At 71.3% G+C, this 24,317-nt stretch carries 25 protein-coding genes; 19 read left to right on the plus strand and 6 right to left on the minus strand.

The window, feature by feature from the left end:
- The first annotated feature begins 66 nt into the window (after positions 1–66).
- Genes ACRQ4C_RS08675 through ACRQ4C_RS08695 form a run of 5 tightly spaced genes read left to right on the plus strand, consistent with a single transcriptional unit; the run spans position 67 to position 5,026 of the window.
- A complete protein-coding gene (locus ACRQ4C_RS08675) occupies positions 67–1,071 on the plus strand; it encodes a carbohydrate kinase family protein (protein WP_439690848.1) in 1,005 nt (334 codons plus the stop codon).
- Between the two features lie 58 nt (positions 1,072–1,129).
- Entirely contained in the window at positions 1,130–2,395 is a 1,266-nt protein-coding gene (locus ACRQ4C_RS08680) for an ABC transporter substrate-binding protein (RefSeq protein ID WP_439690849.1), read from the plus strand.
- The gene (locus ACRQ4C_RS08685; RefSeq protein ID WP_439690850.1) at positions 2,392–3,348 is read left to right on the plus strand and encodes a carbohydrate ABC transporter permease; all 957 of its coding nucleotides are present in this window, start codon (positions 2,392–2,394) and stop codon (positions 3,346–3,348) included. The genes ACRQ4C_RS08680 and ACRQ4C_RS08685 overlap by 4 nt, the downstream gene beginning before the upstream one ends.
- Positions 3,345–4,238 (plus strand): carbohydrate ABC transporter permease, encoded by an 894-nt coding sequence (locus ACRQ4C_RS08690; protein ID WP_439690851.1) that lies wholly within the window; start codon positions 3,345–3,347, stop codon positions 4,236–4,238. The genes ACRQ4C_RS08685 and ACRQ4C_RS08690 overlap by 4 nt, the downstream gene beginning before the upstream one ends.
- 23 nt (positions 4,239–4,261) lie before the next feature.
- Positions 4,262–5,026, plus strand: coding sequence for an SDR family oxidoreductase (locus ACRQ4C_RS08695; RefSeq protein WP_290131827.1), 765 nt, complete (start codon positions 4,262–4,264; stop codon positions 5,024–5,026).
- Between the two features lie 83 nt (positions 5,027–5,109).
- Here the strand turns inward: ACRQ4C_RS08695 and ACRQ4C_RS08700 are convergent, their stop codons facing one another.
- Positions 5,110–6,669 carry a helix-turn-helix domain-containing protein gene (locus tag ACRQ4C_RS08700; protein ID WP_290131826.1) on the minus strand — a complete coding sequence of 520 codons (1,560 nt, stop codon included), beginning with the start codon at positions 6,667–6,669 and terminating at the stop codon, positions 5,110–5,112.
- A 92-nt stretch (positions 6,670–6,761) separates the two neighbouring features.
- On the minus strand, positions 6,762–7,889 hold the full coding sequence (locus ACRQ4C_RS08705) for a hypothetical protein (RefSeq protein ID WP_439690852.1): 1,128 nt from the start codon (positions 7,887–7,889) through the stop codon (positions 6,762–6,764).
- Between the two features lie 135 nt (positions 7,890–8,024).
- On the opposite strand from ACRQ4C_RS08705, the gene ACRQ4C_RS08710 reads away from it, so the two are divergent.
- The 13 genes from ACRQ4C_RS08710 (at position 8,025) to csrA (ending at position 18,668) form a co-directional block, all read left to right on the plus strand.
- A complete protein-coding gene (locus ACRQ4C_RS08710; protein WP_400413968.1) occupies positions 8,025–8,306 on the plus strand; it encodes a flagellar FlbD family protein in 282 nt (93 codons plus the stop codon).
- A 1-nt stretch (position 8,307) separates the two neighbouring features.
- On the plus strand, positions 8,308–9,123 hold the full coding sequence (locus tag ACRQ4C_RS08715) for a motility protein A (protein ID WP_290131819.1): 816 nt from the start codon (positions 8,308–8,310) through the stop codon (positions 9,121–9,123).
- A gap of 2 nt (positions 9,124–9,125) precedes the next feature.
- Positions 9,126–10,091, plus strand: a complete 966-nt coding sequence (locus ACRQ4C_RS08720; RefSeq protein ID WP_439690853.1) for an OmpA/MotB family protein — start codon at positions 9,126–9,128, stop codon at positions 10,089–10,091.
- A gap of 87 nt (positions 10,092–10,178) precedes the next feature.
- Complete coding sequence (locus ACRQ4C_RS08725) at positions 10,179–11,129, plus strand: flagellar motor switch protein FliM (RefSeq protein WP_439690854.1); 951 nt, start codon at positions 10,179–10,181, stop codon at positions 11,127–11,129.
- Entirely contained in the window at positions 11,126–11,836 is a 711-nt protein-coding gene (gene fliN / locus ACRQ4C_RS08730; protein ID WP_290131816.1) for a flagellar motor switch protein FliN, read from the plus strand. The genes ACRQ4C_RS08725 and fliN overlap by 4 nt, the downstream gene beginning before the upstream one ends.
- A 2-nt stretch (positions 11,837–11,838) precedes the next feature.
- On the plus strand, positions 11,839–12,369 hold the full coding sequence (locus tag ACRQ4C_RS08735) for a FliO/MopB family protein (protein WP_439690855.1): 531 nt from the start codon (positions 11,839–11,841) through the stop codon (positions 12,367–12,369).
- A 50-nt stretch (positions 12,370–12,419) separates the two neighbouring features.
- A complete protein-coding gene (gene fliP, locus ACRQ4C_RS08740) occupies positions 12,420–13,184 on the plus strand; it encodes a flagellar type III secretion system pore protein FliP (RefSeq protein ID WP_290134245.1) in 765 nt (254 codons plus the stop codon).
- On the plus strand, positions 13,184–13,459 hold the full coding sequence (gene fliQ / locus ACRQ4C_RS08745; RefSeq protein ID WP_058726005.1) for a flagellar biosynthesis protein FliQ: 276 nt from the start codon (positions 13,184–13,186) through the stop codon (positions 13,457–13,459). The genes fliP and fliQ overlap by 1 nt, the downstream gene beginning before the upstream one ends.
- The gene (locus tag ACRQ4C_RS08750; protein WP_290131814.1) at positions 13,459–14,235 is read left to right on the plus strand and encodes a flagellar biosynthetic protein FliR; all 777 of its coding nucleotides are present in this window, start codon (positions 13,459–13,461) and stop codon (positions 14,233–14,235) included. The genes fliQ and ACRQ4C_RS08750 overlap by 1 nt, the downstream gene beginning before the upstream one ends.
- A gap of 4 nt (positions 14,236–14,239) precedes the next feature.
- Positions 14,240–15,448: an EscU/YscU/HrcU family type III secretion system export apparatus switch protein gene (locus ACRQ4C_RS08755; protein ID WP_439690867.1), complete on the plus strand. Its 1,209-nt coding sequence runs from the start codon at positions 14,240–14,242 to the stop codon at positions 15,446–15,448.
- On the plus strand, positions 15,445–17,499 hold the full coding sequence (locus tag ACRQ4C_RS08760) for a flagellar biosynthesis protein FlhA (protein WP_439690868.1): 2,055 nt from the start codon (positions 15,445–15,447) through the stop codon (positions 17,497–17,499). Before ACRQ4C_RS08755 ends, ACRQ4C_RS08760 begins: the two co-directional genes overlap by 4 nt.
- A 19-nt stretch (positions 17,500–17,518) precedes the next feature.
- Positions 17,519–18,400 (plus strand): hypothetical protein, encoded by an 882-nt coding sequence (locus tag ACRQ4C_RS08765; protein ID WP_439690869.1) that lies wholly within the window; start codon positions 17,519–17,521, stop codon positions 18,398–18,400.
- 4 nt (positions 18,401–18,404) lie between these two features.
- Positions 18,405–18,668, plus strand: coding sequence for a carbon storage regulator CsrA (gene csrA / locus ACRQ4C_RS08770; protein ID WP_058726010.1), 264 nt, complete (start codon positions 18,405–18,407; stop codon positions 18,666–18,668).
- Positions 18,669–18,684: 16 nt separating this feature from the next.
- On the opposite strand, the gene ACRQ4C_RS08775 is transcribed toward csrA, so the two are convergent.
- From ACRQ4C_RS08775 to ACRQ4C_RS08785, 3 genes are all read right to left on the minus strand, one after another.
- The gene (locus ACRQ4C_RS08775) at positions 18,685–19,326 is read right to left on the minus strand and encodes a hypothetical protein (RefSeq protein WP_439690870.1); all 642 of its coding nucleotides are present in this window, start codon (positions 19,324–19,326) and stop codon (positions 18,685–18,687) included.
- Positions 19,323–19,943, minus strand: a complete 621-nt coding sequence (locus tag ACRQ4C_RS08780; protein WP_439690871.1) for a DNA-binding protein — start codon at positions 19,941–19,943, stop codon at positions 19,323–19,325. Before ACRQ4C_RS08780 ends, ACRQ4C_RS08775 begins: the two co-directional genes overlap by 4 nt.
- A gap of 76 nt (positions 19,944–20,019) precedes the next feature.
- Entirely contained in the window at positions 20,020–22,125 is a 2,106-nt protein-coding gene (locus ACRQ4C_RS08785; RefSeq protein ID WP_439690872.1) for an acyl-CoA dehydrogenase family protein, read from the minus strand.
- Positions 22,126–22,340: 215 nt separating this feature from the next.
- On the opposite strand from ACRQ4C_RS08785, the gene ACRQ4C_RS08790 reads away from it, so the two are divergent.
- Complete coding sequence (locus tag ACRQ4C_RS08790) at positions 22,341–23,807, plus strand: peptide MFS transporter (protein ID WP_290131807.1); 1,467 nt, start codon at positions 22,341–22,343, stop codon at positions 23,805–23,807.
- A 186-nt stretch (positions 23,808–23,993) separates the two neighbouring features.
- Here the strand turns inward: ACRQ4C_RS08790 and ACRQ4C_RS08795 are convergent, their stop codons facing one another.
- Positions 23,994–24,299, minus strand: coding sequence for a hypothetical protein (locus ACRQ4C_RS08795; RefSeq protein WP_290131806.1), 306 nt, complete (start codon positions 24,297–24,299; stop codon positions 23,994–23,996).
- Positions 24,300–24,317 lie beyond the last annotated feature (18 nt).

Below are 24,317 nucleotides of genomic sequence, written 5' to 3' on the forward strand. Positions count from 1 at the left end.
AAAACGTTGCGTGGAATCGATCGATCTGTGCTAGAAAATGCTCACCCACCGACCGATGGAGCAGCGATGGACGACCGACGGACCTCGAGCACCGATGCCGACGTGCTCGTCGCCGGCCAGCTCTTCTTCGACGCGGTGTTCGCCGACCTGGCGCAGGGGCCCGTGCTCGGGCAGGAGCACTGGACGCCGCACTTCGCCTGGACACCCGGCGGCATCGCGAACTTCGCGATCGCAGCCGCACGCCTCGGTGCCTCCACGGACGTCGTGGCCGCGGTGGGCGACGACGAACTCAGCGGGCTGTGCCGAGCAGCGCTCGCCCGTGAGGGCATCGGCACCGCACTCCTGCACCGGGTGCCCGGGTGGACGATCCCCGTGAGCGCCTGCATGGGCTACGACGGCGACCGCGCGATCGTCACCGGCGGGACCCCGTCGCCCGTCGCCCTGCCGACACTGCTCCCGGCCCACGGCGGACGGGTCGCGGCACTGCACGTCGACGAGACGACGGCCGAGTGGGTGCGCACGAGCGGCAGCCGCGGGCTCCGCGTCTTCGCCGACGTCGGGTGGGACGCCACCGGCACGTGGGACCCCGCGCTCCTCGACACCGTCGACGGCGCGTACGCGTTCACGCCGAACGACCGCGAGGCGATGGCGTACACGCGCACCGACGACGCGCGGACCGCCGCCAGGGTCCTCGCCGAACGCGTCCCACTGAGCGTCGTCACCATGGGCGGCGACGGGGTCGTCGCCGTGGACTCCTCCACCGGCGAAGAGGTCCTCGCGCCGCCCGTCCGGGTGTGTGCCGTCGACGCCACCGGTGCCGGCGACGTGTTCTGCGCGGCCCTCGCCGTGGCGTCGCTCGAGGACCGCCCGCTGCGCGAACGCATCGACTTCGCGGCGCTCGTCGCCGCGATCACCGTGTCCCGACCCGGCGGCGCGTCCACCGCGCCCCGACGGGACGAACTCGTCACGTGGCTCGCTGCCAACCCGGCCGCCGCGGAACCGGACCGGTACGGCTTCGTCACCACGGGCCTCCCGGCAGCGACCGCCGGACCGGCGGGCAGCCCCCGCTGAGACCCGCACCACCCCGTCCCCGAACTCCCTTCCCTTCCACCCGACCACAGGAGAACCCATGCGCACCCCCACGAAGCGACGCCGCACCGCCGCGGTCCTCGCCACCGCGGTCGCCGCGGCACTCGTCCTCACCGGCTGCTCCGCCGGCTCGTCCGCGTCCGACGGCAAGCTCACCGCCTGGCTCTGGCCTGGCGCCCTCGGCGACTCGGTCGTCTCGAGCGCGAAGAAGGAGTTCGCGTCGGACAAGCTGCAGGTGAACGTGATCGGCGGCGACTTCAAGCAGAAGCTCGTGACGACCTTCACCGGCAAGACCAACATCCCCTCGATCACCGGGGTCAAGGGCGAGGACATGCCCTACTTCCTGCAGCAGTCGAGCCTCTTCACCGACCTGAAGTCGATGGTGCCGGCGTCGTACCTCGCGCAGTTCCCGAAGTGGAAGCTCGCCGAGGCCACCACCGCCGACGGCAAGCTCATCGGCATCCCGACGGACATCGGACCCTCGGCACTCTTCTACCGCGAGGACGTCCTCGCGAAGGCCGGCCTGCCGAGCGATCCCGCCGCCGTCGCCGACGCCACGAGCACCTGGGACAAGTACTTCGCCTTCGGCAAGGAGCTCAAGGAGAAGACGGGCGCCTCGCTCGAGGTGTCGATGGGTGACGTGTTCAGCTGGTCGATGGCGCAGGCCGACAGCGGATTCGTGAACAAGTCCGGGAAGTTCACCGGCGACGACGCCACGGTCAAGCAGGCCTGGGCGCGGGCGGTCACGGCCGAGAAGGCCGGCATCGTCGCGAACATCGAGGACGGCAGCCCCGACTGGGCCTCCGCCGTCAACCAGGGCAAGATCCCCACCGTCATCGGCGCCGCCTGGCACGCCGGCGACATCAAGAGCGCCGCGCCGGACACCTCCGGCAAGTGGCGCGTGACCGCGACGCCAGGCGGTCCGGGCAACGCGGGTGGCTCGTTCCTGACCATCCCCTCGGCGACGTCCGACAAGAAGGCCGCGCTGAAGGTCATCGAGGCGCTCGTCGCCCCGTCCGCGCAGGCCACCACCTACAGCCAGGTCGGGAACTTCCCGTCCTCGTCGAAGGCACTCGACGAATCGGCACTCACCAAGGGCGACTCGTTCTTCGGCGGACAGGACACGGCCTCGGTCTTCCAGAAGTCGATCGAGTCGATGCCCACGAAGTACACCAGCCCGTACGACGCGCAGGTGTCGGCGCCGTACCTCACCGAACTGACCAACGTGCAGGGCGGCAAGGACCCGGACCAGGCGTGGAACGACGCCGTGAAGGCCGCGAAGTCGGCGCTGGAATCGGCGAAGTGACCACGTCCGTCGCACCGTCGCTGGCGGGGCCGGGTCCCACGACCCGGCCCCGCCGGCGGGGCATCCGCCGCACCTGGCCGATGTACCTCGCGGTCGCCCCCTTCTTCGTCCTGTTCCTCGTCTTCGGGCTCTACCCGACGATGTACTCGCTCGTGCTCTCGTTCCAGGACTGGAACGGGCTGGGCGACCCCACCTGGGTCGGTCTCGAGAACTTCCAGAAGCTCTTCACCGACCCGACGTTCTACCTCTCCATCCGGAACACCTTCGTCATCTTCGCGCTGTCGACCTTCCCGATGCTCGTCATCGCGATCGTCATCGCCGCGATGCTCAACTCGGCGGTCCGCTACAGCACCGCGTTCCGCATCGCCTACTTCATCCCGAACATCACGTCGGTCGTGGCGATGGCCGTGCTCTTCGGCTCGATCTTCGGGCAGAACTTCGGGCTCGCCAACACGCTGCTGCACGCCATCGGGCTCCCGGCGGTGCCGTGGCTGAGCACCCCGTTCGGCATCCAGGTCACCGTCTCGCTCCTCATCACGTACCAGTGGACCGGGTACAACGCGATCATCTTCCTCGCCGGCATGCAGTCCATCGGCGGCGAGGTCTACGAGGCCGCGAAGATCGACGGTGCCGGGGCCTTCCGCAGCTTCTTCTCGATCACGCTGCCGCTCCTGCGGCCCACGGTGATCTTCGTCCTCGTCGTCAGCACCATCACGGGCCTGCAGAGCTTCACCGAGGCGCAGGTCCTCACCACGACGGCCGGCTCGACGAACAGCGGCGGCGCGGGCCAGGGCGGCCTGACGATGGTCCTGTACTTCTACCAGCAGGCCTTCGGCTTCAACCGCTTCGGGTACGGCGCGGCCATCGCGTGGGGCGTGTTCCTCATCGTGGTCGTCTTCACGATCATCAGCTGGCGCTTCACGGCCGGTCGCAAGGAAGAGGCACGCGCATGACCGTCCTGACCCGACCGACGACGTCCGCCCAGACCCCGAGCCGCACGACGGTCACGCGGCGCCGCCGCCGCGGCCCCGGTGCCTCGCGCGTCGTGCTCTACACGCTGCTCACGATCGGTGCCGTGGTCTCGATCTTCCCGCTGTACTGGCTGTTCGTGATGGCCAGCAACACCACGAGCGACATCTACAAGTCGCCGCCGGTGTTCGTCCCCGGGCCCTGGCTGTTCCAGAACATCGGCGAGGTGTTCGACAAGATCGACTTCGGCGGGGCGCTGCTCAACACGGTGATCGTGTCCGTGAGCGTCACGGTGCTCGTGCTCTTCTTCGACTCGCTCGCCGCGTTCACGTTCGCGAAGTTCGACTTCCCGCTGCGGAAGACCCTGTTCACGATCGTGCTCGTGACCTTCATGCTCCCGATGCAGCTCTCGATCATCCCGCAGTTCATCACCATGACCAACCTCGGCTGGGTCGGGCACCTGCAGGCCCTCATCGTCCCTGCCGCCGCGAACGCGTTCGGCATCTTCTGGCTCCGGCAGTACATCCTGTCGAGCATCCCCGACGAGCTGATGGACGCCGCGGTCATCGACGGCGCGGGGTTCTTCCGGCAGTGGTGGACCGTGTGCATCCCGCTGATCCGGCCGGGCCTGGGCTTCCTCGGGATCTTCACGTTCATCGGCTCGTGGAACGACTACCTGTGGCCGCTCATCGTCCTGAACGACCCGAACCACCTCACGCTGCAGGTGGCGATGGCGCAGCTCAACACCACGTTCGCGAACAACTACAGCATGGTGATGGCCGGGGCGCTGCTCTCGGTGCTGCCCCTGCTCGTGGTGTTCCTCATCGGCGCCCGGCAGTTCATCGGCGACATCGCCAAGGGTGCGATCAAGTGACGGCGGCGCGGTAGCGTGCGGGCATGAGCGACGACGCCACCACCGACCGCCCCGAGCGCACCGCGATCGTCACCGGGGGCGGGAGCGGGATCGGCCGAGCAGCAGCCCTGGCGCTGGCCGCCGACGGCTGGACGGTCGTGGTCGCCGGACGCCGGCCCGAGCCGCTCGCGGAGGTCGCCGCGCAGTCGTCGCGCATCGTCCCCGTGGTCGCCGACGTGTCGGTGGAGGCCGACGTGCGACGACTGTTCGACGAGACCGTGGACCGCTTCGGCCGCGTCGACCTGCTGTTCAACAACGCCGGCACCGGCGCGCCAGCGACGCCGTTCGACGAACTGACGCTCGACACGTGGTCCTCGGTCCTGTCGGTGACCCTCACCGGCGCGTTCCTCTGCGCCCGCGAGGCGTTCCGGGTGATGCGGACGCAGACCCCGCAGGGCGGTCGGATCATCAACAACGGGTCGATCTCCGCGCACGCACCGCGGCCGCTGTCCGCACCGTACACGGTCGCGAAGCACGGCATCGCCGGGCTGACGAAGCAGCTCCAGCTCGACGGCCGCCCGTTCGGCATCGCGTGCGGGCAGATCGACATCGGCAACGCCGCCACGTCGATGGGGTCCGGCGCAGCGTCCGGCACCCTCCAGGCCGACGGCTCCACCCGCAGCGAACCGACGATGGACGTCGCGGAGACCGGTCGCGCGGTCGCGTACATGGCGGGCCTGCCGGCCGGCACGAACGTGCCGGCCCTCACGATCATGCCGACGGCCATGCCGTTCGTCGGACGCGGCTGACGACGGACGGGAGGCACCGTGCCAGCTGGCACCGTGCCTCCCGTCCGTCATCCGGTCACGTCGGCGACCGCAGCCCACGCGGCTCAGTCGTGGAACGTCTCGATCGACGCGCCGAGCGAGTTGAGCCGCTCCTGCAGGCCCTCGTAGCCGCGGGCGATGATGCCGACGTTGCGGAGGACGCTCTCGCCCTTCGCGGCGAGCATGGCGAGCAGGATCACGACCGCGGGGCGGAGCGCCGGCGGGCAGCTGACCTCGGCGCCGGAGAAGTGCGTCGGCCCCGTGACGTCGAGGCGGTGCGGGTCGCGCAGCGTGACGTTCGCGCCGAGCCGGGTGAGGTCGAGCAGGTGGATCGCCCGGCCCTCGTACACCCAGTCGTGGACGAGCGTCGTGCCGTTCGCGCAGGCCGCGATGACGACGAAGAAGGGCAGGTTGTCGATGTTGAGCCCCGGGAACGGCATCGCGTGGATCTTGTCGATCGGGGCGTGCAGCTCGGACGGGTGCACCGTGATGTCGACGAGTCGGGTGCGACCGTTCGCGGCGTCGTACTCCTCGGAGACGTCGAAGCGGAGGCCCATCTCGGCGAGGGTCGCGAGCTCGATCTCGAGGAACTCGATCGGCGCGCGCGTCACGGTGAGCGTGGACCCGGTGACGATGCCCGCGGTGAGGAGGCTCATCGCCTCGACCGGGTCCTCGCTCGGCCAGTAGTCCACGACCTCGTCGATGACGCTGCGGCCGGTGATGCGGAGCGTGGTCGTGCCGATGCCCTCGACCTGCACGCCCAGGAGCTCGAGGAAGAAGCAGAGGTCCTGCACCATGTAGTTCGGGCTGGCGTTGCGGATCGTCGTCACGCCGTCGCGGGCAGCGGCGGCGAGGATCGCGTTCTCGGTCACGGTGTCGCCGCGCTCGGTGAGCACGATGGACTTCGTCGGGACGTCCTTGTTCGCCACGTCGACCTCGTACCAGCCGTTCGTGGCCTCGACGTCGACCCCGAACGGGCGGAGCGCGATGAGGTGCGGCTCGACCGTGCGCGTGCCGAGGTCGCAGCCGCCGGCGTAGGGCAGGCGGAACGCGTCGAACCGACCGCTCAGCGGGCCGAGGAACATGAGCACGCTGCGGGTGCGGCGGGCGGCGTCGGCGTCGATCGCGTCGAGGCGGAGGTCCGACGGGGCGACGATCTCGAGCACCTCGCCGTCCTCCGACCACGTGACGCTCGCGCCGAGGCTGCGGAGGACGTCGATGATCCGGTCGACCTCGACGATGCGCGCGACCTTGTGCAGGCGCGTGACTCCGCGGTTGAGGAGCGAGGCACAGAGGAGCGCGACGGCGGCGTTCTTCGACGAGTTGACCGCGATCGACCCGCTGAGCTTCCGTCCGCCCTGGACGCGGAGGTGCGCGCGCTGCGGGGCGCCGCCGATCGACACGATCTGCTGGTCGAGGGCGTCACTGATCCGGGTGAGCATCTCGAGGCTGAGATTCTGGCCGCCCTGCTCGATGCGGTTGATCGCGCTCTGGCTCGTGCCGACGCGTTCGGCGAGCTGCGCCTGGGTCATGCCGCGGCCCTTGCGGGCACCGCGGATCAGCGCGCCGACCTCGCGGAGGGGTGCTGCGGTGGTCTGGGGAGCGACGAGGGTGGTGTCGGTCATGAGGGGCACGCTAACACGCTCGTGAGATAAATCGGGTGACATCCGCGCCCGAACTCTCAGGAACGGGTCGGGAATACACCGTCTGTGAGAAGTCAGTCGCTCCGGTGCCACTGCAGTCGGTCGTTGTCGAACACCAGGTCGACAGCCCGTGGCACGTCGGCCGGGGGCACCGGATCGCGGAGCCAGACGGTGCTCCCCGGCGTCCACCCGGCGATCACGCTCGCGGCGTCGGCGCTGACCGGGATCGCCGTGCCCGCTGCACGCAGCCAGCACCGCACGCTGAGGTGCACCGCGTCGTTCGCCTCGGCGACGCCCTCCCAGTCGGGCGTGACCCACCGGCCGTCGCGGCCGGTCGTTCGGTACCAGTCGTGCCGTCGAGTGGTCCAGCTGACGTCGATCGGCCAACGGCGACAGAGCGCTGCCCAGTCGTCCGCGTCGTCGAGGACGAGCACGCGCGCGCCTTCCCTCGGGACGACCGGGGTGACGGTCGCCCGCTCCCAGCCCATGTCGTCCTCGACCGCCCACACCCCGAGGGGCCCGTGCGACGGGACGGACGGGGTCGTCACGAGGAGCCCGGACGGCGGGGTCGACCACCACTCGCCGCCGTAGCGCGCGTCGACGCGTCGTCGTCGGTCTCGCCACCCGACGGCGTCGACCTCGGCCTGCAGTGCTCGACGCCAGTCCCGTAACGCACGTGCGGCGTCGCCGGGCGCGGTCGAGCGGAGCGGTTCCGGGCCGTGGTCGCCGTCGAACACGGTGCTCCACGGTGCGGCCGGATCGCTCGGTGCGACCACCGCGTCGACAGCGGGAGCCCCGGCCCACGCGCGCGCCAGCCGTGCGAGCTCCGGGCCCAGGCCTGCGCGGGCCAGCAGGACGTCCTCGCCGTCGGGTTCCTGCCAGTACCGGGCGGCGGCGGCCGTGTCGGCCAGTGCGCGGAGCACGTGCACCGGTCGGACGGACGACGGGTCCGCGACGTCGACGGCGGCGCGGAGTGCGTCGGCGAGTTCCTGGTCGCGCGGAGCGGGTTCCGGTCGGTCGGCCCCGGGGCCGAAGAGGGTCCCTGCAGTCCCGCGTGCGCCCTCGAGGTGGTACCGGGCCCAGAAGAGCACGTGGTGGAGGTGCTCGCCGGGCCCGGACCGCTCGTCGAGGAACTGGCGGAGGAGTTCGAGGAGGAACCGACGGCCACGCGGGCCCTCGAGCAGGTCGGCCGCGGTGATCACGCACCCAACCTACCGACCGTCGGCCGCTCGCTAACGGCGCGGCCCGCTCCGCCGATAGCCCTCGGTGCACGCCCACGGAAGGGCGGCATCCCGCCCCACGGACGGCGGCGGGACGATCGAGAACCAGGACGGGCCATGATCGTCGTCACACGACTCAACGGCAGCGGTTTCGCTGTGAACCCGGACCTCGTGGAGCGCATCCAGGAGACGCCGGACACCACCCTCATCATGGTCGACGGCGCGAAGTACATCGTGCGGGAGTCCATGGAGGAGGTCATCGACCTCATCGCCGCGTACCGCGCCCGCATCGTCGGGATGGCGTACGGCACCGACGGGCAGGCGAACCGCCACGCGACCGGCCCCGTCCCCACCCTCGCCCCGGTGGCGCCGCTGCACGCGCACGACGGGGGGCGCTGACGTGGACATCGCGACGATCATCGGCATCCTCATCGCGTTCGGCGCGCTCTTCGGCATGGTCGAGATGGAGCACGTCGAACTCGCCGGACTCTTCCTGCCGGCCCCGATGCTCCTCGTCTTCGGTGCCACGATCGGCTGCGGCATCGCGAGCACGACGCTGAAGGACGCGATCGCCTCGTTCAAGGCCGTCCCGAAGGCGTTCACGGGCAAGGTCACCCCGCCGCAGTCCGTCATCGACGACGTGGTCGGGCTCGCCGAGACCGCACGGGCGAACGGGCTCCTCGCCCTCGAGCAGGAGGCCGACAAGCACGACGACCCGTTCATGAAGAAGGCGCTGCAGAACATCGCTGACGGCACCGACGGCGACGAGCTCCGGATCCTGCTCGAGGACGAGATCGAGTCGAACGCCGCTCCCGTGCGCAGCGCGAGCGCCTTCTTCATGGGGCTCGGCGGGTTCGCCCCGACCGTCGGCATCATCGGCACGGTGGTGTCGCTGACGCACGTGCTCGCGAACCTCGGCAAGCCGGACGAGCTCGGCCCGCTCATCGCCAGTGCGTTCGTCGCGACCCTGTGGGGCCTCCTGACCGCGAACTTCCTCTGGCTGCCGATCGGCGGCAAGCTCCGCAAGCTGGCGCAGCTCGAGTCCGACCGGCAGACGCTCCTCATGGAGGGACTGCTCGCGGTGCAGGCCGGCAGCCAGCCGCGCCTCCTCGGTGAGCGCCTCAAGGCCATGGTCCCGCCCGCCGCGCGGATCGCGGACGCGAAGTCGGCGAAGAAGCGGACCGCGGCGGACGACGACCAGCAGCTGGCGGCCTGACGATGAGCGGCAACCCCCGGGGTCGTGGCCGTGGTCGGGCGAAGAAGGGCCACGACGAGGCCGAGCACCCCGACGAGCGGTGGATGGCGTCCTACATGGACATGATCACCGTCCTGATGTGCATGTTCCTCGTGCTCTTCGCCATGTCGACGGTCGACCAGCAGAAGTACATCGCCCTGAAGAACTCGCTCGCGACCGGGTTCGGCGAGGTGAAGTCGCAGAAGGTCGACACGGCGTCCGGCACCGTCGTCACGAAGGACCAGGTGCAGGACGGCTCCGGGTACTCGATCGACAAGTCCCAAGCGGACCACTCGAGCGCGTCGAGCGGCGACGCGGGCAGCAACGCCGAGGCCGGTCCTGGCACGGCGACGGCCGACCCGACGAGCACCGCGGTGCCGAAGACGGCGTCGAAGGCCGACGTCGACGCCGCGAAGCAGGAGCTCGACGACCTCCAGGGCATCGAGCGCGCGATCAAGGCGAACCTGCGGAAAGCGGGCCAGACCGCGAACGTGCAGTTCACGGTCGACGCCCGCGGACTCACCGTGCGGCTCGTCGGCAGCGAGACCTACTTCGCCACGAACAGCGCCGACCTCTCCGACCAGGCGAAGCGGATCATGGACGCGATCGCGCCGGTGCTCAAGACGAGCGACCACGACGTCAGCGTCGAGGGCCACGCCGACCAGCGGAACTCGACGGCGCCCTACGCCACGAACTGGGAACTCAGCGCCGCGCGGGCCACCGGGGTGCTGCGGGACCTCGTCGAGCGGGGCGGGATGCCGGCGGCCCACGTGCAGAGCGTCGGCTTCGGGTCGAGCCGGCCGCTCGCGGAGGGCGACTCCGACCAGGCGCTCACCCTGAACCGGCGGGTCGACATCGTGGTGCTGTCGAACCAGGACCAGGACGTCAGCGCGCTGATGCCCGCCCTCGCCGCGGCCCAGGACACCGCGAAGGGCGTGACGCACGGGTAGCGCGCAGACCGGGCGGCGACGACGCCGCTGCCCCAGAAGGGGGCACAGCGCTGACGGGTGGTCCACAGCGGACCGATAGACGCACCCGTGATCGAGACCGCCGCAGCACCGCCGTCGGCGTCCGGCGTGCCCGCGCGGACCGACGCGGCGACGGGCCCGTCCGCCGACGCACCCGTCGACGTGTACGACTTCGCCCGCCCGTCCACCCTCGCCCGGGAGCACGCGCGGGTGCTCGAGCTCGCCTTCGAGACCTTCGCCCGGCAGTGGGGCACCCAGCTCACCGCGAAGGTGCGCGCCGTCAGCCAGGTCACGTGCGAGTCGGTCCAGATGAAGACCTACGACGAGTACGCCGCATCGCTGCCCGCGCTCACCGGCATGGTCCTGCTCCCGATCGCCGACGTGGTGCCGAAGGGCGTGCTCCAGGTCCCGCTCGACGCCGCGCTGACCTGGGTGTCGCACGCCCTCGGCGCGTCCAAGCCGCTCCCGACGCCCGAACGCACGTTCACCCCGATCGAGCAGGCACTCGTCCGCAAGATCGTCGAGGACGCCCTCGACGACCTCCGCTACTCGTTCGGCGGGCTCCTCGTCCACGACGTGACCGCCGGTGGGTTCCAGTTCAACTCGCAGTTCGCCCAGGCCGCACAGAAGGGCGACCTGATGATCGTCGCCTCCTTCGAGATCCGCGTCGGCGACCGCGTCGCGCCGGGGACGCTCGCGCTCCCGGCCGAGGCGGTCCTGCCGCAGCTCGGCGAGACCGCGGCGCACGTCTCCGCCGCCGAGGCCCGCCACCTGCTCGACGAACAGCTGGCGAACGTGCCGGTCGGCGTCGCGCTGCGCTTCGCGCCGGCGACGGTGCTGCCGGCACAGGTCCTCGGCCTCGCCGTCGGCGACGTCCTGCCGCTGCCGCACCCGCAGCACCGCCCCCTCACCATCGCGGTCGACGGCGAACCCGTCGGCACCGCGGCCGTCGGCGCGAACGGGTCGCGCCTCGCCGGCATCGTCGTCACAACCACCGCAGCTACGGAGCCCTCCGCATGACCGCCACCACCACCCTCCACGCCACCGCAGCCGACGCCCTCGTGGTCGCCCTGCCGACGGCGGCGCCGCTCAGCGCGGTGGCACAGCCGGGAGGCGCGACACCGGCCGCGCTCGAAGCGGCGGCCACCGGGGTGGTCGCGTCCTTCGTCGGCGGCCTGTCGGCCGATCTCGTGCTCGTCCTCACCGACCTCGCGGCCGTCACGGCGGCGGGTGGTACCGAGCACGGGATCGTCGACGTCACCGACGTGTTGCGCCCCTCGCTCGAGGCGGCGGCGTCGGTCCTCGGCATCGGGGTGCTCGGCGACGCGCGGCTCGAGTCCGGCGCAGCGCTCCTCGCGGACCCCGAGACCGCCGTGTTCGAGCTGACCGCTGGTGGCGTGCCCGGTGGTTGGTTCGGCATCCGGGTGCGCGAGAACGGCACCGTGTCGGCGTCGCACGTGCCCACCGCCACGGCGCCGGTCGGGAACCTCGGCCGGATCAACAACGTCGAGATGACCCTCACCGTCGAGATCGGCCGCACGCGGATGTCCGTCCGCGACGTCCTCGGCATGGAGCCCGGCGCCGTCGTCGAGCTCGACCGCAGCGCCGGCGCGCCCGCCGACGTCCTGCTGAACGGCCGCCTCATCGCGCACGGCGAGGTCGTCGTCGTCGACCAGGACTACGCCGTGCGCATCACGAAGATCCTCGACGTCGCCGAGACGGTCTGAGCGTGGACACCGCGATCATCGTCCTCCGCGTCGCGCTCTCGCTCGGCGTGGTGCTCGCCCTCATGTGGGTGCTGCACCGCGTCAGCCGGAAGAAGCTCGTGGGCGGGAAGGCCCACGGCCGCCGTGCCGCGTCGGTCGAGGTCGTCGGTCGTCAGGGCATCGGCGGCAAGGCGAGCGTGGTCGTCGTCGACGTCGAGGGGGAGCGGCTCGTGCTCGGGGTCACCGAGCACGGGGTGTCGCTCCTCACGAGCGGTGCCGCGCCCGCTCCGGAACTGACCATCGTCACCGGACCCGTCGTCCTGCCCACAGGGCGGGACACGACCCCGACCCCGTCGGCCGACGTGTTCCGTCGTGAACTCGAGCAGCAGGGCGGGGCCGACCCGCGCCTCCCTGCCGACCTGCCGATGCGCCCGCGCAACCGGCGCCCGCAGCGCGCCGTGGTCCCGACCGCCGCGCAGCTGCAGGGCTCGATCCTGTCCGCGGACACCTGGCGGCAGGCCGCCGCGGCCCTGAAGAACCGGCGAGCCGGGTGACCGCCCTGCGGTCCGGTCGACTGATCGCCCTCGTCCTCCTCGGGCTGGCGATGGTCGCCGGCTTCCTCCTGCTCACCGCATCCGGCGCGCACGCCGCCGTCGTCCAGCCGACCGCGCCGGCGACCCCGACCCCGCCCGCGACGGGCGACTTCAGCGTCAGCGTGAACGGCCCGGACGGCACGCCGTCCTCGGCCGTCGTGACGCTCATCGGCATCACGCTGCTCAGCGTCGCACCGGCCCTCATGCTCATGATGACGTCGTTCACGAAGATCTTCGTCGTCCTCGCGATGACCAGGAACGCCCTCGCACTCCAGTCGATCCCGCCGAACCAGGTGCTCGCCGGCCTCGCCCTCTTCCTGTCGCTGTTCGTGATGGCGCCGGTCATCGGGCACATCAACGACGACGCGCTCCAGCCGTACCTCGCGGGACACCTCGACTTCAACCAGGCGGTCGAGGTCGGGACGAAGCCGCTGCGGACCTTCATGCTGCACCAGACGCGCGAGGAGGACGTCGCGCTCATCACCCGCGCAGCCGGTCAGGCGAACCCGAAGGACCTGTCCGACGTGCCGATGACGACGGTGATCCCGGCGTTCATCATCTCCGAGCTGCGGAGCGCGTTCATCATCGGGTTCGTCATCTTCATCCCGTTCCTCGTCATCGACCTCGTCGTCTCCGCCGCGCTCATGTCGATGGGCATGATGATGCTCCCGCCGGTGATGATCTCGCTGCCGTTCAAGATCCTGCTGTTCGTGCTCGTCGACGGCTGGGGACTCATCATCAAGTCGCTCATCGAGTCGTACCAGGTGGTGCACTGATGGACCAGCAAGCCGTCCTCGACCTCGTGCTCCAGGCGCTCCTCGTCGCCGGCAAGCTCGCCGCCCCGGTCCTCGTGACCTCGCTCGTGGTGGGCTTCGCGATCTCCCTCTTCCAGTCGGTGACCCAGATCCAGGAGGTCACGCTGTCGTTCGTCCCGAAGGCCGTCGCGGTCGCGATCGCGCTCGTCGTCTGCGGCAACTGGATGATCTCGGAGATGATCGCGTTCACACACGCCGCGTTCGACATGATCCCGAAGCTGCTCGGGGCGGCCTGATGGAACTCAGCATCGACGCCGCGCGCCTCGAGGGGACCATGCTCGCTGGCGTGCGCCTCGTGGCGTTCTTCGTCATCGCACCGCCGTTCGCGTACAAGGCGTTCCCGGGCACCGTCAAGGTCGCGCTCGGCATCGCCCTCGCCATCGGGGTCGCTCCGCGGGTGACCGCCGGGTACGCGACGCTCGACACCGGAGCCTTCCTCGTCGCGTTGGTCACGCAGCTCGTGGTCGGGCTCGCCCTGGGCTTCCTCGTGTACCTCGTGTTCGCAGCCGTGCAGTCCGCGGGGTCGCTCATCGACCTGTTCGGCGGATTCACGCTCGCGCAGGCGTTCGACCCGCAGTCGCAGGTGAACGGTGCGCAGTTCACGCGGCTGTTCCAGATGACGGCGCTCGCGCTCCTGTTCGCCTCGGGGGGCTACCAGCTCATCGTCGCCGGGCTCGTCCGGTCGTTCGACGCCGTGCCGCTCGTCGCCGCGGACGGCAGCCCGGCCGGCTTCGCACTCGGGGGCTTCGCCGGGGTGCTCGTGCACGCCCTGACGCAGATGTTCCTCGCGACGCTGCAGATCGCCGGGCCGCTCGTCGTCGTGCTCTTCCTCGCCGACGTCGGACTCGGGCTGCTCACCCGGGTCGCCCCGGCGCTCAACGCCTTCCAGATGGGCTTCCCGATCAAGATCGGGCTCACCGTGCTGTTCGCGGGGGCGCTCGTGATGGCCCTGCCCTCCGTGGTGTCGTCGCTCACCGGCGACGCCGTCCAGGCGATCACGGGCAGGGGGTGACGGCGTGTCCGACAGTGGAGAACGGTCCGAGAAGGCCACCGACAAGCGGATGCGCGAGGTGCACCGCAAGGGGCAGCTCGGCCGGTCGCAGGACCTCGGCGCGTGGGTCGGCATCGCGGCGGCGGCGCTGATGATCCCCGCCGCGGTCGGCAACGCGGCGGCGGCGGGGGAGTCCCAGCTCGCGGCGGTGCGGACGGTCATCGCGGACCCGACGATCGGCACGATGAACCGGGTGTTCGCCGAGGCCATGGCGTCCGTCGGCACGATCATCGGCCCGATGCTCGGGGTCACCGCGGTCGCCGTGCTCACCGCCGCCGTCGCCCAGGGCGGCGTGCACTTCCGCCGGATGGCGCCGCAGCCCGACCACTTCGACCCGGTGCAGGGCTTCAAGCGCGTGTTCGGCGTGCAGGCGTTGTGGAACGGCGTCAAGGCGCTCCTGAAGACCACCGTCGTCGGGCTCGTGCTCTGGTTCGCCGTGCAGGGACTCGTGCCCGTGCTCATGACGAGTGGCTCACTGCCGCTGACCGCGGTGCTCGCGGCCGCCGGGGACGGGGTCGGCACACTGCTCCGTGCGGCGATCGCCGCGGGGCTGCTGCTCGCCGCCCTGGACGTGTTCGTGGTCGTCCGCCGGAACCGCAAGCGCACGATGATGACCAAGCGCGAGGTCAAGGACGAGAACAAGCAGTCCGACGGCGACCCGCTGATCAGGTCGCAGCGTCGTTCGCGGCAGATGGCGATGAGCCGGAACCGCATGATCTCCGCCATCGGCGACGCGGACGTCGTGATGACCAACCCGACGCACTACGCGGTCGCGATCAAGTACGAGGCGGGCAAGTCCGCACCGCGGGTCGTCGCCAAGGGAGCGGGGCCGGTCGCCGCGGCGATCAAGGACAGGGCGCTCGAGGCCCGCGTGCCGATCGTGCAGGACGTCCCCCTCACCCGCGCCCTGCACGCCGCGTGCGAGCTCGGGCAGGAGATCCCGGTCGACCTCTACACGCCCGTCGCCCGCGTGCTGTCGTTCGTCATGCAGCTCGCGGCCCGGGGCGCGGCTGCCGGCACGCACGCCGCGCCGCGTCCGACGACCGAGGCAGAGGTCGCGACCGTCCTCGACCCGACGACGCTCACGGGCGACGTCCGGCCCCGCAAGCTCCGCACCCCGCGCCCTGCTCAGACCCCGCGCGAAGGCGCTCCCACGGAAGGGGTTCCCGCGTGAACCGCAAGGACCTGCCGAAGCTCGCCGTCCCGGTCTTCATCGTCGGCATCATCCTGCTGCTGATCCTGCCGGTGCCGTCGTTCCTGCTCGACGTGCTCATCATCTGCAACATCCTGCTGGCGCTCGTCATCCTGCTCACGACGCTGTTCGTCAAGAAGCCGCTCGACTTCTCGGTGTTCCCGTCGCTGCTGCTCGTCGCGACGCTGTTCCGCCTCGGCCTGAACGTCGCCTCGACGCGCCTCGTGCTCGGTGACGGCTTCGCGGGCGACGTCATCCAGGCGTTCGGGCACGTCGCCGTGTCCGGGTCGATCATCATCGGCGCCGTGATCTTCCTCATCCTCGTCGTGATCCAGTTCGTGGTCGTCACCAAGGGTGCCGAGCGCGTCGCCGAGGTGGGCGCCCGCTTCACGCTCGACGCGATGCCGGGCAAGCAGATGGCGATCGACGCCGACCTCAACGCGGGGCTCATCACGGACGCCGAGGCGAAGGAGCGCCGCGCGGCGGTCTCCGCGGAGGCCGACTTCTACGGCGCGATGGACGGTGCCTCGAAGTTCGTCAAGGGCGACGCCATCGCGGGCATCCTCATCATCGTCATCAACCTCGTCGGCGGCATCGCGATCGGGATGACCCAGAACGGGCTCTCGATCACCGACGCCCTCGGCAAGTACGGCATCCTGACGATCGGCGACGGCCTCGTCACGCAGATCCCCGCGCTCCTCATGGCGGTGTCGACGGGCATGATCGTCACCCGCTCCGGTGCCGAGACCGAGATGGGGTCGAGCGCCGCCGCCCAGCTCGGCCAGTCGCGGAACGCCCTCACGATCGCCGGGGTCGCCGCGATCGCCATGGGCTTCATCCCCGGGATGCCGATCGTGGCGTTCCTCATCGTCGGTGGGCTCCTGCTGTTCACCGGGTGGCGCATCGGGCAGAACGCGAAGCGCGAGGCCGCGGCGGCGTCGCAGGCGCAGGCGCTCGAGGCGGCGGCACCCGCCGCCGACACCCCGGAGGACCTCATCGAGCAGATGCGCGTGCACGCCCTCGAGATCCTGCTCGCCCCCGACCTCGTCGACATGGTGTCCGGCGCCTCGGACGACCTGCTCGGCCGGGTGCGGGCACTGCGCCGGAAGATCGCGGTCGACATGGGCATCGTGGTGCCCCCGGTCCGGACGCGGGACAGCATCGACCTGCCGCCGTCGACGTACGCGATCCGGATCGCCGGCGTCGAGGCCGGCCGGGGGACCGCACCGTCCCGCAGCGTCCTCGCCCTCGGCGACCAGCTCGACGGACTCCCGGGCGCCGCCACCGTCGAGCCGGTGTTCGGCCTCGCCGGCAAGTGGGTCCCCGCAGAGCTCCGGCACGCCGCCGAGATGACCGGGGCGACCGTCATCGACCGGGTGTCCGTGCTCGTGACGCACCTGCAGGCCGTGATCGGTGACAACGCCGCGCGCCTGCTCACCCGCGAGGACGTCAAGGTCCTCACCGAGGGCGTCAAGCAGGTCAACCCCGCCGCGGTCGACGAACTCGTCCCCGGCATGCTGTCGATGGCCGAGCTCCAACGCGTCCTGCAGGGGCTCCTCGCCGAGCGCGTCCCGATCAACGACCTCGGCCGCATCTGCGAGGCACTGACCCTCCGCGCGAAGGTGTCGACCGACCCCGAGGGGCTCGTCGAGTCCGCCCGTGCGGCCCTCGGTCCCGCGCTCGTCGCCCGGCACACCGACGGCGGCGTGCTCCGCGTCATCATGATCGACCCGCTGCTCGAGCAGGCGATGCTCGAGGGGCTCCGCCCGTCGGAGCAGGGCAGCCAGATCGTCCTCGACGCGCACCGCATCGAGCAGGTCCTCGGCTCGGTCCGCGACGCCGTCCGGTCGGTCGAGGACCAGGGACTCTCCGCCGTCCTCGTCTGCGCGCCGCAGCTCCGGCCCGCCGTGCACCGCATGGTCGCCGCGCAGTCGAACGGCCTGCCGGTCCTGTCCTACCAGGAGGCCACGGCCGCGGGCTCCACCATCGAGACCGTGGGGGTGGTCCGTGTCACCGACGCGGTTGCAGCGTGACGGAGCCACCCTCGAGGCGGTGCGCGACGCCGTCCGCGAGGAGTTCGGCCCCGCCGCCCGGATCGTCGCCGCCGAACGGGTGACGACGCCGGGCATCGCCGGACTGTTCCGCAGGGCCCACGTCGAGGCCACCGTCGAGGTCCCGTCGCCGGACGAGGCACCCACCGCCGTGGTGGCGATCGCCGACGGGCCCGTGCAGCGCGCGGGCATCGCGGCGCTGCTCGCCGACGCGGAGGCCGCCGAGGCACGCATCATCGCGGCCGACGGCACCGGCGCGACCCGCGCCGACGCGTTCGCGTCGGTCCTCGACGGGTTCGTCGCGGACGGCATCGCACCGGCGTCCGCACCGGTGGTCCGCAGCCTGCCCGACCAGGGCGGGTCGCGCCTCCAGGCCGTCACCGACACGCTGCCTGGAGGCGCGGCGCGCCTCCTCGACGACCCGGCGGTCCTCGACGAGGTCGTCCCCACCGTCGCCGTCGCGTCGCCGGTGCGCCCGGTCGTGCCGTCGGTCCGCTCCGCGGACGGCGACCTCGTCCTGCTCGTCGGCCGTGCGGGCGACGTCGACGCGGTCGCCGGGCTGTTCGCCACCCGGCACGCGCTGCGGCCGACCGCGGCCGCGGACCGGCGCTCCGGGATCCTCGCGCGGGCCGACGGCGTCCGCGACGGCGCGACGGTGCTCGCGGTCGCCGCGTGGGACGACGCGGCGACGATCGAGGCACTCGGTGCCGACCAGGTCTGGCTCGTCGTCGACGCGGGACGGAAGACGGAGGACGCCGCTGCGATGCTCCGGGCGGTGGCGGCGCGTGTGAAAGTCGCAGGCGTGGTCGCGATCGGTACCGCGGAGACCGCCACGCCGGAGTCGGTGCACCTGCTGGGAGTGCCGGTCCTGTCGCTAGGCTGACGGGGTGCTGGTACTCACGCGGAAGGTCGGCGAGCGGATCCTCGTCGGTGACGACATCGTCATCACGGTGCTCGACGGTCGTGGCGACGGGGTGCGCATCGGCATCGACGCCCCGCGCGGTGTGAAGATCCAGCGCGAGGAGGTCGTCCGGGCGGTCATCGAGGCGAACGCCGAGGCCGCAGCCGCCGCGGGTGCTGCCGACGACGATGCCGAGGCCCGGCTCCGTCGTGCGCTGGGCGACCAGGGTGGTCCGTCGGCCGGGTCCTGACCGTCCGCCGCTCTTCCTAGAGGAGGACGACCGCCGCGGCGAGACCCGCCCAGCAGGTGCTCGTCAGGGTGCCCACGATGAAGCGTTCGCGCGCCGCGGGGGAGTCGAGCTCGGAGAACCGACCGAGGCCCTTGACCGCGATCACCGCGGCGACGATCTCGAGGTGGCCCACGAGGGCGGCGCCGACGATGGCGAAGCGCTCGAGGAACCCGATGACCGCGCCGCCGCGGAGGACCTCCGAGGGTGGCGGGACCGTGGCGTTCCCCAGCGGTTCGTCCGTCGTGCTCACGAGGATGCCGCCGTGCGTGCCCCGGCGGACGTCGCCGCGGCGCAGGTCGCTCCGCATCGCGACGCCGAGGACGGCTCCGGTGACGGCGCTGCCGGCGAGGATGCCGAGGAGGCAGACCGCTGCGGCCAGGACGGTGCCGACCACGGGGTCCGGGGCGGTCGCTGCGAGGCCGACCACGGCGGTGCCGGTGCCGGTTCCTGTGCTCGTGCCGGTGCCGATGGTCCCGGTCGCGATGCGGATCGTGAGGAGGGCCAGGAGCACGACCACCGGCGGTGCGGCTCGGACGACCGGGGGCAGGGGGCGGACGGTGCTCCAGACGGCGGCGGCGAGCACGACGACGGAGGCGGTGGTCCAGAGCGCGGCGGTCACGGTGTGGGCTCCTCGTCGGCGGGTCGGTCGGCAGACTCCAGCAGGGCGGCCAGCGCGGCGCGCACCGGGGCGTCGCTCCGGAGCTCGGCCGACGCGTACCGCTTCGCGACCGCCTGCGGTGTGATGTCGAGGCGGGCCGCGGCCTCGGTCCGGGACAGGCCGGCGTCGAGCAGGTCGGCCAGTTCCCACCCCTCGGCGGAGCGGCGGCCGAGGGCGCGGACGGTCTGTGCGACGAGCGGCTCCACCTCGGACGTGTCGCGCGAGGCACCCGGTGCCACCTCGAGCGCGAAGCGCTCCGGCGTGGACTTCGCACGCTCGACGGCCGCCCGCGCCGCGTAGAACGCCGGGCCGGTGGCTGCACGGGTGGACGTCGGCAGGGGTGACTCGACGGCTCCGACGCCGACACCGATGCTCCAGCCGCCCTGCCGCGTCAGCGCTCGGACGACGTCGACGGCCGCACCCCCGGAGGACACGAGCACCTGGAACTCGTCGCCCGCGGTGCGTTCCGGCGGCAGCACCGCGGCGTCCCCGAGGACGTCGGACACTCCCAACAGAGCCGCCTCGACGCGGTCTGATCCCGCTCGGCTGTCGATCTGGTCCGCCGTGATGACGATCATGATCCCTCCTGTCGTCAACCCTACAAGGTTGACAAACGCACAATCAACCCCACAAGGTTGATCACAGGGGAACGGATCAAGGGCGCGGCTTCTTCTCCTGCTCGGGCAGGCGCCCCGCGGCGGCCTCGGCGGCGAACCAGGCGCGCGCCTCGTCCTGTCGCTCCCGCTCGGCACCGAGCGCGATCGGTGCCCGCACGTGTCCGGGCTCGTACCCGAACGTCTCGAGCAGCTGCGGCACGACCGGGCGGACCCGGGCGACCAGTCGGTCGATGTACGCGGACACGGCCCGGGCGCGCTGAGCGGTCAGACGCCCGTGCACGAGGTACCAGCCGAGGTGCTGCTCGAGCAGGCCGAGGGCGAACATGTCGCGGAGCCAGACGAGCACCCGCCGGGTGTCACCCTCGGGGACCTCGTCGAGGGCCTCGGTGAAGGCGTCCCACTGCATGAGCTCGGCGTGCGCCTTCGACGCCTCGATGAGTTCGTGCTGCGAGCGGTTCAGGAGCAGCGCCGCGCGCTCCCGGTCCTTCCCCGCCCCGGCGAGCCGCATGCCGATCTCGGTCACCATCGTGTCGACGCGGCCGGCGAGGAGTTCGCGCTGGGTCGTCGGGTCCTGGAGGTCCGTCACGCTCGCGGCGAGGGAGCCGCGGTCGGCGAGGGTCTGCTCGAGCCGCCGGATCCCCATGGCGTCGGCGAGCTTCGACGCTGCCGTACCCGCGACGAAGCGCGCGGTCGCTGCCGCGTCCTTCGGTGCCCGTGCGCGGAACTCGGTGAGCAGCCGCTTGCCGACGAGCTGGAGCAGGACGGTGTTGTCGCCCTCGAACGTCACGTAGACGTCGAGGTCGGCGCGGAGGCCGGTGAGGCGGTTCTCCGCGAGGAACCCGGCACCGCCGCAGGCCTCGCGGCACTCCTGGAGCGTGTCGAGTGCCGACCACGTCGACATCGCCTTGAACGCGGCCGCCTGCGTCTCGAGGTCCTCGCGGCGCTGCGGCGTGTCCTCACGTCCGCTGAAGACGTCGTCGAAGGTCCGGAGCAGCTTCTCGTGCGCGAACGACTGCGCGAACACGGTCGCGAGCCGCGGGATCAGCCGGCGCTGGTGCCGGCCGTAGTCGAGCAGGACGCCCTCGGTGCCGTCGCCGGTGGGGAACTGCCGTCGCTCCATCGCGTAGGTCAGGGCGATCTGCAGACCGATCTTCTGCGCCACGACCGCCGCGCCGTCGAGCGAGACCCGGCCCTGCACGAGCGTGCCGAGCATCGTGAAGAACCGACGGCCGGGCGACGCGATGGGGGAGCTGTAGGTGCCGTCCTCGGCGACGTCGCCGTAGCGGTTCAGGAGGTTCGTCCGGGGCACGCGCACGTGGTCGAAGTGCAGGCGACCGTTGTCGATGCCGTTCAGGCCGCCCTTGTAGCCGTCGTCCTCCCCGCCGACGCCGGGAAGGAACGTGCCCTCGTCGTCGCGGATCGGGACGTAGAACGCGTGCACACCGTGGTCGACGCCCTGCGTCACCAGTTTCGCGAACACCACGGCGGCCTTGCCGTGCAGGGCGGCGTTGCCGATGTAGTCCTTCCACGCACCGCGGAAGGGCGTGTGGATGACGAACTCCTGCGTGTCCGGGTCGTACGTGGCGCTCGTGGCGATGCTCTGCACGTCCGACCCGTGCCCGGTCTCGGTCATGGCGAAGCACCCCGGGACCTCGAACGAGACGATGCCGGGGAGGAACTCGCGGTGGTTCCGTTCGGTGCCGAGGTGGTGCACGGCGGAACCGAAGAGGCCCCACTGCACGCCCGCCTTGATCTGCATCGACGGGTCGGCCGTCGTGAGCTCCTCGAACGCCGCGAGGTTCCCGCCGTGGTTGTCCTGGCCGCCGAACTCCGGCGGGTACGGCCGCTGGATCGCACCGGCCTCGACGAGGATGCGCAGTTGGTCGAGCGTGCGCGACCGGGCGTCGGCGTAGGGCATGCCCTCGATCTTGTGCATCGCCGGGTCGAGCGCGAGGCGACGGGAGATGCGCCGGTCCTCGGCCCACCGGCCGAGCAGGAGTTCGGCGACCAGGTCGACGTCGATGTGCACGTCGGCAGCGGTGGACCCGACGGGGGTGCCCGCGGCGGGGTCACCGGCGGCGTCGGCCTTCGGGGTGCTGGCCTTCGGGGTGCTGGTGCTGTGCGCGGGCGCGGTGTCGACCATGGTCGGGAGTCCTCCTGAACTGCGGTGTCCGGTGTTGCAGAACCCACGCTATGCACTCCGCCTGCTCGTGACGTGAACGCCGTGCGGGCGAGACAAACCACGGTCGGGGCAGGCCGCTCGTCCTCGTGGGAACCCTCCAACCGGACACCGCGCAGTTTTGTGAGCACCCGTCGACGATTGTGCCGCCGCGCCTCGTCCGGGGCAGACTGTGCGGCATGTCAGGTACCACCGCTCCGGGTCACGAGCCCAGCACGAAGCGCACGTTCTTCGGACAGCCGTTCGAACTGTCCACGCCGTTCGCGGTCGAGCTGTGGGAGCGGTTCTCGTTCTACGGCATGCAGGGCATCGTCCTGATCTACATGTACTACTCGCTGACGCAGGGCGGGTTGGGCATCGACAAGGGCATCGCGAGCGGGATCATGGGCGCCTACGGCGGCGCGGTGTACCTCTTCACGATCATCGGCGCGTGGGTCGCCGACCGGCTCATCGGCGCGGACCGGACGCTGTTCGGCAGTGCCGTCGTCGTCATGCTCGGCCACATCGCGCTCGCGGTCCTGCCGGGTGTCACCGGCGTCGGCGTCGGACTGGTCCTCATCGCCCTCGGCTCCGGCGGACTGAAGGCGACCGCGACCACGATCGTCGGCGGTCTCTACACGAAGGACGACCCGCGCCGTGACGCGGGCTTCTCGCTGTACTACCTCGGCGTGAACCTGGGCGCGTTCTTCGGCCCGCTGCTGACCGGGCTGCTGCAGAGCACGCTCGGGTTCCACTTCGGCTTCGGCCTCGCCGCCGTCGGCATGGCCGCGGGTCTCGTGCAGTACGCCATCCGTCGCCGCCACCTCCCCGAGGTCGTCCGGCAGGTCACCAACCCGGTCGACCGTCGACGCCTGCCGCTCGTGGCCGTCCTGGTGGTGGTGGCGCTCGTGGTGATCGTCGCCGCGGTCCTCACCGGGCTCCTCAACGTCGGCAACCTCCCGACCGTGGTCGTCGCGATCGTGGTCCTCGCGACCATCGGGTACTTCGTCGTGATCCTCGGCAGCGGCATCAGCGCCGAGGAACGCTCGCGCGTGTTCGCGTTCATCCCGCTCTTCATCGCGAGTGCCGTGTTCTGGTCGCTCTACCAGCAGCAGTTCACGGTCGTCACGGTCTACGCGGACCAGCGGCTCGACCGCTCGCTGTTCGGGTGGGAGATGCCGGTGTCGTGGGTCCAGTCGATCAACCCGGTTTTCATCATCGTGCTCTCCGGCGTGTTCGCCGCGATCTGGACCAAGCTCGGCGACCGTCAGCCCTCGACCCCGACGAAGTTCGCCCTCGGCACGGGCATCATGGGCGTCGCGTTCCTGCTCTTCCTGCCGTTCGTGCGCTCCGGCGAGAACGGCACGCCGCTCCTCGCACTCGTCGGCATCCTGCTCGTCTTCACCATCGCCGAGCTGCTCCTGTCGCCCGTCGGGCAGTCCGTCGCGACGAAGCTCGCACCCGCGAAGTTCCAGACGCAGATGGTGGCGCTGTTCTTCCTGTCGGTGTCGCTCGGCACCGCGGCGACCGGCGTGCTCTCGCGCTACTACGACCCGGCGAACGAGGCGCCGTACTTCACCGTGCTCGGCCTCGCGGCGGTCGTGGTCGGCGTCCTGCTGCTCGTGTTCGCGAAGCCGGTCCTCCGCCTGATGCGCGGCGTCCGCTGACCAGCGCGCCCGACCACGGCGGGTGGTCGCACCGGGTAGGCTGGTGTCGCCAGATCGGCCCCCGGAACCAAGGAGTCAGGACATGCTCGAAGTCATCGCAGGCGTCATCATCGGGATCTGCGTGCTCGGCGGCGTCGGGCTCTGCATGGCCACGGCGGCCATGATGAAGAGCGGCTCCGAGGAGTACTAGGCTCGCTCGTCGGCCCCGGTGGCCGCTGCCGGCTCGACCGGCACCAGTTGACGACTCAGGACGGTCGCGCGCTCGAAGGGGCCGCGGCCGTCCGTCGTGTACGCGGGCTCGTCGAACGCGACGGTCCACGTCCGCTGCGTCCCGCCGAGTTGGCTCCCACCCGGTGCGACGATGACGCCGATCGGTTCGTCGGCCCAGTGCTCGCCGCCCTGCTGGCCGGGGTCGACCACCTGGACGAGTGCCCCGATCCCGAGGCCGGGACGGTCGTCGGGGCGTGGGCTGGGGGAGCGGCGTCCGAACACCCGCCCACCGTACCGCTC

The organism is Curtobacterium sp. SP.BCp, assembly GCF_051903255.1.
In the GTDB taxonomy this organism is placed as follows: Bacteria; Actinomycetota; Actinomycetes; order Actinomycetales; family Microbacteriaceae; genus Curtobacterium.